We start from the raw sequence: 9797 nt of genomic DNA on the forward strand, positions 1-9797 counted from the left end.
TCCCGAAAATTCAGCGGTATTCTTAGCAAAAGTCGAATTGACGATGTTAGTCGAAAAGGAATCTCTGTTAGCGACAAGCATTCCTCCGCCCTGCTTAGCAGCGCTGTTGCCGGAAAATGTACTGTTGACAATGCTGATATTTCCATTCCCTCCCGACCACAAACCGCCCCCATTATCTTCAGCTTGGTTGTTAGCAAAAGTGGAGTTTGTTACAGTAAGATCCACATTCCCGTGACGAATTGCGCCTCCAGAACCTCCAACTCCTGCTAGATCCTTGACAGCTTTATTGTTAACAAAAGTGCTATTTTCCAAAACTATCTTATCTTGAAGATAGCCAAATAAAAATCCCGCTCCTCCTTCTCTCGCTCCGATATTGCCATCAAAAACGCTGTTGCGGATAGCAATAGTTCCGGCAACGGGGCCGGGGGTTGCATTCGGCCCCGAAGCATTAGCGCCATCGACGTAAACTGCCCCGCCAACGCCTTTCTCTGTGCGGTTGCCGGTGAATTTAGAGTTTTCGATCGTCATGCTGCCCAACAGGTTATTAACAGCCCCGCCGTAGCTGCCTTTGTTGTTGGTAAATTCGCTATCTCTGATAGTCAGAACACCGCCGCTTTTAGTTGCGATCGCGCCGCCACCGCGTTCGGTATTATCCGCTAGCGAACCGTCATTGTCGCTAAACTTGCTGTTAATTACAGTCGTCGTGCTGCGAAAACCCGTGTAAATGCCGCCACCAAAACCGGCAACATTATTATTGACTTGGCTATTTTCTAAAGTTAAAGTGCTGCTACCTCCTGTTTGAATGCCACCACCGGCGCTAGTTGCCTCATTATTCGGATCGGTTCCAGAAACTTTGCCGTTGGCAACAATCAGGTTTTTTAGAGTAACATTTGTTGCACCTTCTGTGCGGATTACCCGCGAAGTATTGTTGCCACTGATGGTTAAATTTGCTGCACCAACTGCATCAATTGTCAAGTTTTTGTTGATGACAAGTTGACCATTCGAGAGAGTAATTGTTTGGCCCGCAAGAGTGGAGGCAAATTGAATGGTATCGCCGGCTGCTGCGGAGGCGATCGCATCTCTCAATGAACCAGGCCCGCTATCATTACTGTTAGTAACGGTAATAGTCGCTAAAGTCCCTTGATAATCTGCCATTGCCTCTGGAGTCAAGGCTAGCGGTGCTTCAATATCACCTTTGGCAAACTCCAAATTCCAGTTACCACCGCGGCCCGTGCGATCGGTAGATGCAGCAATATCAGCCCCGGTTAACTCGCCCAGGCGATCGACAAAATCGCTTCCCGAACCCGCAGCAACATCGCAACCATAAAGGAGAATATCTGCTTGGTTGCTTAGCGCATTTCGCCACCCTTGCAACTGGCTTTCATATTGTGATAAATTATTCGCATTTAAGGTTGCAGAACCTAGCTGCAAGCTGCCAGAATTACCGTGAGAAATAATGTGAACCGAGTCTACCGCCCCTTTAGTAGAGGCATATTTTTCAATTTCAGAGGTAATTTGTTCGATGCCGTTTTTGGTGCGTTCGAGTATTACTACCTGCTGTCCCGCCAGCACTTCCGCTGCAATTGACTCGTAATCTTCCACGCCGGAGTCAATGAAGACTAAGGAGCGCAGTAGCGGTTTTTCAAGAGAAGATTGTGAGTTAACTTGAGCGAATGTAGAATTCATATTGGAGACTCCATTAAGGGCATTATTGGTAGATACACCCCGGAGTAATCTCATCAAGTTTATGTGATAACTATGCGCTTTTGGCAATTGACTTTTGTATGAATCGAGGTAATTTGAATGGGGGATAACAAAGCCTAATTGCAGTTAGCCTGAGCGGCCCTCAGAAGTTATGCGAACTTTGTCAATCTCTCTAAGAATAGAGGCATTTTTTGGAAGTACCGAGGTAATTTTCTCGATGCAGTCAGATTCCCCAGTCAAAATCCTGGAAACAACATATTCACCTTCATTGATGCTGGAGCCCTTGAATACAAAGCTTTTGGATGGGGAATTTGCGTATTCCGAGGCGCGAGTCGTTTCCCTTAAAGAAGTCAACATATTCCGTCCTCCAAAAGTGTGTTTAGCGGTAGATACAGCTTTGGAGTCCAAGTTTCTGAAACTGCCAGCGACCTTGTTTATTTTGCTGATGTTTATTTAACCTATCTATCAGTTTGCCCTATTTCTGCTGCACTGCCATCCGCAATCGCACGGAATTTATGTTCTGCGTCGTATTTTCCCTTATGTTCGGCAAACGCGCAATTACCGAGCGAGCCGATATCCTATCCGTGATACCACTTTCACAAAAGAATCCAAATCTCGGGCCGTGCTTCAAATCTCGATAGCCATTAGTCATTCGGGTAGTGATGCACAGTAATGGGTTAATGTTAAATCAACATAAATTTTTGAGGTGAAAGTATGAAATGTCCTAATTGTCAAAGGGATTTTTTTATTAAAAATGGAAGGACTTATTACGGAAAACAGCGATTTAAATGTAAAAATTGTAGTTGTCAGTCAGATTGAGAATTCTCAATACAAGCAGATTTCACTTTCCTTGACCAAGTGCGTTACAGACACCCTTTGCAAGCGCCCGCCGTTAGTAGCTTTCCGACTCCTAAAAATCGGCGAGCGAATTCCCCGCATCCCCTCTGCTGTTCAAAATTGTCAGATACAGAGACGCAGGAAGTAAAACCGCGCGAGTCTTGTCGCCCTTGCCGTAAATCGAGAGTTGCCCGCTTTCACCGTTAGGTCATCGCACGCGACCGCTCAATTAATTGTTGTAACATCCGATCGCTCTCGGCTATCGCTCCCAGGTTGAGACAAAAAACATTCTCAAGGGTAGCGCGGAACTCTGCAACCGTTGAAAGGACGCGGTGTTCTGTTCGACCGTCCAAATAATGCACTGTAAACTGATTGTTCCACAAGGCATAACGACAATTTGAATCCGGTTTTGCTACCATCAAGTTAGTAACAAAAATCGAGTTGGGATGAGTTGAAACATACCAATTGCTCACCTCATAATCGGGTAATTCTTGCTCCTGAAGGTCGAATTTGTAAAGGGATTTCCACTCCTGCTTGATATATGCTTGCATAATGTAGCTGCGCTCCGTTGCGCTCAATCGAAACGGTTCGTGGGATGTAGGTTGTTCAATATCCGGTGTCAAAGCAAGCGGCGCGGTAAGCGTTAATCCTCCGAATCCCGCATCTGCAATGTACGGCTCTCCATCAATATTGACCCACAGCACCATATGACTGCGGGGCGCGATCGTCCCGGATGGCAAATTCCACAGCACGCGAGCTGCCAAATTCTTTACCTGAAAGCCAAGAGCCAGCAAAACAGCCCGCAACAGTGAATTTTGCTCAAAACAATAGCCGCCCCGTCCCTCGTTGATTAGCTTTTGTTGCAAGGATGCTAAATCCAGCTTCACGGGTTGTTTCAGGAGCGAATTGAGGTTTTCAAAGGCGATCGTGTGGGAATGTCGCTGATGAATTGCCTGTAACGTTGTCAGCCTGGGCGAGCAGTCACCGCTGTAGCCAATTCGTTGAAAATAGGCATCAAGGTCGATCTCAGTCAGTCGCTGTTGCAAGTGCATATTTTATGATCAGAGTCAATGCTGAGTTTATTCATGGGGAACAATTAATCATTACGCATCCAACGTTCCTTCGTGTTTAGCATCGGAAAAATCTATGATTTCGCTCGCTCCTTCACGTCGAATCATCCGCTTCCCCTGCAGATCGCTCCTTTCATCCCATCAAGTAAATCGGTAATGTCTCTTTGGTCGGGGCCGCGATTATCGCATACACCATCAAGGTATTTAAATTTTTGTGTCTGCTGAGTTTCTGAACTTTTCGCACATTCCCATCCGTCGCGTCCAGGGCGGTCGTGATAACACTGTGTCTGATGCGGTGAGGGAACATCTGCAACTGGCGTTGCTTAATCAGGGTATGAAAAAAATAACTTGAAAATCCCGAAGTTTTGTGGATACTGGTTTCTCTGACTTGCATATTGAGCTAGTCATACGCTGGCATCAGCAACGCCCAGATTGACAAGCAAAAAATGTCCGAGATGGTTGACCCCAAATGTTGTTTCAAACCCATTTTGAGTGTAAGTTATACCAGTCACGATCTGTATCCCCGCGTTACACACGAGCGCTCGCAAGGGTGGTACATCGCGTAAGGCGAAGTGTTTGGCAAACTGACGAACCGAGGCTAACGACGCTAAATCTAGGCTCATTTGCTCAATATGCTCATTCGAGGTTTCAACGATTAACCTTTCCACTGCCTCGGCTGCTGTATCTCTATTACGGCAAGCAATAATCACGTGCCAATCTTTGTTAGTTGCAAGGTTTTTTGCACAGTGATAGCCTAATCCGGTATTGCCTCCTGTAATTACAACTGTTTTTCGAGGTCTATATCTACTTGCCATCCTAATTTTTACTTTGTTCAAAATTAATAGATTTACGCATTGAAAGGAAGGGCTGCAAGTAATCCAAAGTTGCGAGTGTGATACATTCCTTTTGCATTAGTGAAGGCTAGCTGTGGGTCTGACGATGATTTCACTGACATCAACATGGTCAGGTTGTTCGATCGCAAATAGAATTGCGTGGGCGATCGCAGAGGCCGGAATGGATAATTTGCGGAATTCTTGCATTCCCAATCTTGCAGCTTCATCACTGATGCTGTCGGCTAACTCAGATTCCGTGACTCCCGGCGAAATCACCGTTACTCGAATGTCGCCACCCACTTCTTGTCTCAATCCTTCTGAGAGCGCACCAACCGCAAATTTAGTAGCACAGTAAACAGCCGCAGTGGGAGACACTGTATGTCCACCAATCGAGGAAAGATTGATAATCTGACCCGACTTTTGGGCTTTCATGACGGGAAGCGCTGCTGCGATGCCGTACAAGACCCCTTTGATATTGACATCAATCATGCGATCCCATTCTTCAACTTTCAGTTGATCGAGAGTCGATAGCGGCATGATGCCAGCATTATTAATCAGGACATCGACGCGATCAAACTTGCTCTGGGCAAGCTGCACGATCGCTTCTAGCTGACTGCGTTGAGTCACATCAAGTGCCTGATATTCAGCTATGCCACCTTCTGCGTCAATGTCCTTGACAATAGTTTCAAGGCGATCGGCGCGACGTGCGCCCAAAACAACTTTTGCGCCATTTTTTGCCAGCATCCGAGCTGTAGCTTCACCGATGCCGCTACTGGCTCCAGTGATGATAATGACTTTTCCATTTACGTTCGACATTGCAATCTCCTATTTTTTTGAGGTCACTGGAAATTTGATGTTGTTTTCTTGAAACAGTTCTTTGAGTGTTCCGGCTGCAATCAAGGCGCGAGGATAGCCAGATGTGACTGTGGTAATGTAGATAACTTCCATCAGTTCTTCCGGCGTAGCACCATAATTCAGAGCATATTGAGCGTGAACTTTGAATTGCGGCATTGTGCCTTGTGCAGCGAAACCAGCGAGAGAAATAAGTTGGCGGGTTTTATTATTGAGCACCTCACGCCCCCAGATATCACCCACGGCATATTTGAGCGTCATATCGGCCAGCTCTGGAAAATCATTTTGCAACTGTTCAAAATGAGGCGGTAAACCTTTTCCACCTGAAAAACTATTCATTACTTTTTCGCCGCGTTCCTGGCGTGTCATCCTTTCAGAGAATGGCGAAACTGTTTCTCGCGCTTGGATAGCTTCTGACATAAAAATTGTTCCGGCTATGCTTAAAGCTAAAAATTTTTGATTCATGATTATTCCTTGGCATGGCTTTCATTTTCCGTATACAGATCCCGTGATGATTGAGCTTTTACCGTTTAAGCGGGTTATGAGATTCAACCACCTTGCCTTATTCTTTTACCGATTCATGCGTATGTGTTTATACTAAAAGTGAAAGCCATGAGTTTAAATACACAAAACTCGCACTTTATTGCCTAATCCTCCAAATTTAGATTTTATGAATCGATTAGGATGTTCTACAATGTTCAACGACGAGGAATTCAATAAGCCAAGAAACCGTATGGCGAGCGCAAATCAATGCAATGAATTGGCGGCATTAGTCACTCAACAAACCGACGGCAAAGGCAATGGTTTTCATAAAACAGCGATACATCAACTAGAATTTCAGCGAGAATCGTCTGTTTCTACTGCACTACATACCGTCAGTGAACCGCTCCTCGCCATCCTAGTTCAGGGTAAAAAGGAAGTCTTGCTGGGTGAGGAAACCTATTGTTATGGTGCTGCTCAATATTTAGTCGTCTCGCTTGATTTGCCGTTGAGCGCATTTATTGTCGAGGCCACCCCAGAACAGCCGTACTTAGGATTCAAACTAAATTTAGATCCCCGTCAACTCTGCGATCTCATTACGGCCCAACCTAGTGCGTTGGCAAAGCCTCTCACAACGGGAATCGAAAGCCAGAAAAAGAAATCTATCAGAGGCTTATTCGTCAGCACTACCGATGCTCCCTTGCTCGATTGTGCGATCAGACTGGTACGGCTTTTGGATACGCCTCAAGACATCCCAATTCTGGCACCGCTAATTATCCGCGAAATCTACTATCGCCTTTTGATAGGGGAACAAGGCGAAGCAGTTCGCCAGATTGCGACATCTGGTAGCAATATGCAACGGATTGCTGAAGTTATCAAGCTGATCAAGGCTGATTTTGTCCAGCCAATGCGAGTTGAGGAACTGGCAGAGCAAGCTAGGATGTCACCTTCATCGTTTCATCACCATTTCAAAGCCGTGACATCTATGAGTCCGCTGCAATATCAAAAGCAATTAAGGCTCTTGGAAGCACGTCGCCTGATGCTGGCGGAAAACTCTGATGCGACTAATGCTGCCTATCAAGTGGGCTATGAGAGCCAATCACAGTTCAGCCGCGAATATTCTCGCCTATTTGGTGCGCCCCCGATTCGAGATATTGAGCGTTTGCGTACACCTTGAGTGCAATAGCTTACGGCGTAAGCTGTTACGACATGAACTCAGTTTGCAAAACTTCTCCAAATTGCACCACTAAATATCCGCCAGTTAAGCGCTGAGTTAAGGCGATCGGGCAACTGTCGGAGCTGACACGCCTCTACCTCGCTAACAATCAAATAACCGAAATACCAGAGGTACTCAAGCAAATGTCGAATCAAATCAAGGTTGATTTAGATAACAATCCAATTACCCCAATCCCAAAGGTGATTGAGCTGCTATCTGATTAGACACAGTACCCCGATAGCATTGACTTTATTCAACAAATCCGCATATCCTGACCCAGGGTTTAATACTGCTACAGATTCATCAGAATATAAGCGTTTCCACGCCTAACCTCCCCCTGCACCCTGAGCAGATCGCTTTTTTTGGTAGCGATTAGAACAACACCGACTAGGATCGCCGGACAATTAGAACAAAGCCTAAAAGCACTCAAAACCTTTTTTAGACGGGAAATAGTGGCACACCCGCTCTGTCACGGCAGAAATTGTAGAATTAGATGCTGAGTATTGGCACGGATTTTGACAATCTTAGGGGGTGCAGGCTTAACAAACCCTCAATCTTCCTCTGAAAATTCTCACGGGTTGGGTCGAACGCAGCGATCGTCCCCGTCGGGAAATTTCTCGTTCAAACTCAGATCGAAATAATACTGACACCAAAATTCTGCTACTTCCAACAACTTAGGTACTGATTCAGCAATGATACCTGAACCAGAATATGAGGTATAACGTTCGACATATTCTCTAGCTAGTTTGTAAGTCCAATAGGGAAAATCTGTCTCTACGAAACAGCGCAGCGCATACTCTAGCTTTAATAAATCTCCGCTGCGGACAAAGCGCACCGTTGCCCACCTAAAATTGCGGTAGTCATCCCCTTGCAAGCCATCAATATCTTTCAATAAGTTTCGGAGAGATTGCCTGCTTTCGTAACTAGGATTTTCTAAGTAACTTTGCATCAGTGTGATTGCCTCATCCACTAATTGTTGTTGCTGTGCCCATTCTTCACTGGTGAAATGTTCAGGACAAATCGCCTGATTTATCTGCTGTTGTACTCGTTGAGCAATGTAGAGCGCAAACTTTTCGGCAGCAACTTCATCGGTGCACAAACTTTTGATACTCGTCAGCCTGGTTATCGGTATGGCAAGTCGAGCTTTTTCAACTTCCTTAGTGGCTTGAATCCACTTTTTGATTTTATTGGCAGTAGCACGTTGTTGGTTGTTTTGTTTCATTCTCAATTACCGACGCTTAATATCCTGATTGAAGCAACGCTCCAGAAAGTAAATCTGTTAGTTTGAGTGTAACAGCCCACTGGTTCAAGTAAGGGAGATCGAGTCGTTCCCCTTGCACCTTCAAAACTCCCAACACATCCCTCCACTGCTTTTGGGAACCGCCAGGAATTAGTTTGTACCAACTGAGTTTTTGCAGGACGATATCTTCGGGCGAGTAGATGTAAATTCCCTCTTCTGTTAAACCGCTAACAGGGTAAAGTTGACGACGACTCATCACCGAAACCGAAAAAGGGTCATCGCTGCCCATCACAAAAATGTCTGCTTTCTCCATCGAAGGCAAATATATGACATTGAAAGATGATTCGCGGGGTGCGGCTTTTGACTTAGCGATTGCTTCAGTCACAGCCGACTCGCTGATATAAAACTCACCTGACATGGCATCAATTAACCTCTGTGCTGTTTGCGATTCCAGGTCAATCACTAAGTCCAAATCTTGCGTAGATCTGTTCTCTCCCAACAGCGAACTTGCCACCGAACCTCCCACCACATAGGGAATATTCAGCGGTAGCAAGATGCTGGCTATTTTTTGCGCTAATTCGATCGGATCTGCAATCACGAGTTCGCCCCAATCTTTACTGTCAGATAAAACTTCTATCCACTCAGCACCCAAGCACCTTTTAATAAATTCTTGCCGAACTTTTGCCTCAGTAGCATTGGGATACTGGTTCTTTATTCCAGATATTGCCAGCCTTCGCACCGCTTGATTGAAAGCGCAAGTCCGTTGTACTTTTTGTTGGGGCGTTAACTGTCGCAATAGCTGAAACATCAGCACGTCAGCTTCAATGCTGGTATCGATAGATTGTGGCTTGTATCCTGATTTGACTGTGACTGTTGGTATTGGCGGCACGGTTAAATCGAGTGAAACTGCATAGATTTCAAAATTATATTACAGAATCCAAGTTTTTCAGACCGCTTTCTAAAAATGATATTTTTTCTTAATTATAATGAAGCTTGAACAAGGAAAAGACTTGCTATAATGATGTCCAAAGCAAAGGCGATAGTTCCCAGAGCCACTAACTAGATGGCAAGATTTAGACGTTGTAATGTTTAATTATCCAACGACCAATTCTGACTAAGACTTTTTTAAACAACTGTTCTTGAGAGAGATGAAGATATGGACTTAAATCAAAAGTCTGGGAATCACCGATGGCGATGGCGAATAATAAAAGCTGGAGGGGGTATTCTACTAATCTTCGGCACAGGTTTAAGCGTTTTTACCTGGAAACTTTTCTCGCCACCTTCTGTTAATCGACAACCACTTCCCAAAACTTTAGTTTCTCTAGAATCGCCACAAGGACAACAGCTACTGAACCAGAGCAAGAGCAAACAGGATTTTCAACCGCTTAGCGCCCACATTGAAACTCAAAAACGTCCAGCCTATTGTGGTGTGGCTAGCAGTGTGACGGTTCTGAATGCACTCGGCAGCAAAAGACAGGGATATCGCCCCCAGGGTAAGCTCATCTAATTTGGTATAAATTGTACTTGACAAAAAGGGCAAGATATAAAAGAGCCTCCTGTCAAGA

Annotated in this window: 11 protein-coding genes; 4 read left to right on the top strand and 7 right to left on the bottom strand. The window is 45.2% G+C overall.

Annotation, left to right across the window (positions count from 1 at the left end; all coding sequences use genetic code 11):
* On the bottom strand, window positions 1–1686 hold a 1686-nt coding region (locus QUA43_RS30045), incomplete at its 3' end, for a DUF4347 domain-containing protein (RefSeq protein WP_333379354.1).
* Window positions 1687–2418: 732 nt separating this feature from the next.
* On the opposite strand from QUA43_RS30045, the gene QUA43_RS31010 reads away from it, so the two are divergent.
* A complete protein-coding gene (locus tag QUA43_RS31010) occupies window positions 2419–2523 on the top strand; it encodes an IS1/IS1595 family N-terminal zinc-binding domain-containing protein (protein ID WP_445302020.1) in 105 nt (34 codons plus the stop codon).
* A gap of 221 nt (window positions 2524–2744) precedes the next feature.
* On the opposite strand, the gene QUA43_RS30050 is transcribed toward QUA43_RS31010, so the two are convergent.
* The 4 genes from QUA43_RS30050 to QUA43_RS30065 form a co-directional block, all read right to left on the bottom strand.
* Window positions 2745–3593 (bottom strand): arylamine N-acetyltransferase, encoded by an 849-nt coding sequence (locus QUA43_RS30050; protein WP_333379356.1) that lies wholly within the window; start codon window positions 3591–3593, stop codon window positions 2745–2747.
* Between the two features lie 422 nt (window positions 3594–4015).
* Window positions 4016–4447, bottom strand: a complete 432-nt coding sequence (locus QUA43_RS30055) for an SDR family NAD(P)-dependent oxidoreductase (protein WP_333379358.1) — start codon at window positions 4445–4447, stop codon at window positions 4016–4018.
* Window positions 4448–4522: 75 nt separating this feature from the next.
* On the bottom strand, window positions 4523–5260 hold the full coding sequence (locus tag QUA43_RS30060; RefSeq protein ID WP_333379360.1) for an SDR family oxidoreductase: 738 nt from the start codon (window positions 5258–5260) through the stop codon (window positions 4523–4525).
* A gap of 9 nt (window positions 5261–5269) precedes the next feature.
* Window positions 5270–5761, bottom strand: coding sequence for a carboxymuconolactone decarboxylase family protein (locus tag QUA43_RS30065; RefSeq protein WP_333379363.1), 492 nt, complete (start codon window positions 5759–5761; stop codon window positions 5270–5272).
* A 229-nt stretch (window positions 5762–5990) separates the two neighbouring features.
* Here QUA43_RS30065 and QUA43_RS30070 point away from each other — a divergent pair, with 229 nt between their 5' ends.
* Both QUA43_RS30070 and QUA43_RS31015 read left to right on the top strand, forming a co-directional pair.
* Window positions 5991–6953, top strand: a complete 963-nt coding sequence (locus QUA43_RS30070; protein ID WP_333379366.1) for an AraC family transcriptional regulator — start codon at window positions 5991–5993, stop codon at window positions 6951–6953.
* 122 nt (window positions 6954–7075) lie between these two features.
* The gene (locus QUA43_RS31015; RefSeq protein WP_445302021.1) at window positions 7076–7216 is read left to right on the top strand and encodes a leucine-rich repeat domain-containing protein; all 141 of its coding nucleotides are present in this window, start codon (window positions 7076–7078) and stop codon (window positions 7214–7216) included.
* Between the two features lie 347 nt (window positions 7217–7563).
* Here the strand turns inward: QUA43_RS31015 and QUA43_RS30075 are convergent, their stop codons facing one another.
* Window positions 7564–8214 carry a hypothetical protein gene (locus tag QUA43_RS30075; RefSeq protein WP_333379367.1) on the bottom strand — a complete coding sequence of 217 codons (651 nt, stop codon included), beginning with the start codon at window positions 8212–8214 and terminating at the stop codon, window positions 7564–7566.
* A gap of 16 nt (window positions 8215–8230) precedes the next feature.
* Window positions 8231–9121 (bottom strand): hypothetical protein, encoded by an 891-nt coding sequence (locus QUA43_RS30080; protein WP_333379368.1) that lies wholly within the window; start codon window positions 9119–9121, stop codon window positions 8231–8233.
* A gap of 267 nt (window positions 9122–9388) precedes the next feature.
* On the opposite strand from QUA43_RS30080, the gene QUA43_RS30085 reads away from it, so the two are divergent.
* Complete coding sequence (locus QUA43_RS30085; RefSeq protein ID WP_333379370.1) at window positions 9389–9739, top strand: phytochelatin synthase family protein; 351 nt, start codon at window positions 9389–9391, stop codon at window positions 9737–9739.
* The last annotated feature ends 58 nt before the right edge of the window (window positions 9740–9797 follow it).

Source organism: Microcoleus sp. N9_B4 (assembly GCF_036701635.1).
In the GTDB taxonomy this organism is placed as follows: domain Bacteria; phylum Cyanobacteriota; class Cyanobacteriia; order Cyanobacteriales; family Microcoleaceae; genus Microcoleus.

Bases quoted from the DNA above. Each gene is read 5' to 3' on its own strand.
- QUA43_RS30065 (WP_333379363.1), bottom strand. From the start codon at position 5,761: ATGAATCAAAAATTTTTAGCTTTAAGCATAGCCGGAACAATTTTTATG.
- QUA43_RS30060 (WP_333379360.1), bottom strand. From the start codon at position 5,260: ATGTCGAACGTAAATGGAAAAGTCATTATCATCACTGGAGCCAGTAGC.
- QUA43_RS30075 (WP_333379367.1), bottom strand. From the start codon at position 8,214: ATGAAACAAAACAACCAACAACGTGCTACTGCCAATAAAATCAAAAAG.
- QUA43_RS30085 (WP_333379370.1), top strand. From the start codon at position 9,389: ATGGACTTAAATCAAAAGTCTGGGAATCACCGATGGCGATGGCGAATA.
- QUA43_RS31010 (WP_445302020.1), top strand. From the start codon at position 2,419: ATGAAATGTCCTAATTGTCAAAGGGATTTTTTTATTAAAAATGGAAGG.
- QUA43_RS30070 (WP_333379366.1), top strand. From the start codon at position 5,991: ATGTTCAACGACGAGGAATTCAATAAGCCAAGAAACCGTATGGCGAGC.
- QUA43_RS30050 (WP_333379356.1), bottom strand. From the start codon at position 3,593: ATGCACTTGCAACAGCGACTGACTGAGATCGACCTTGATGCCTATTTT.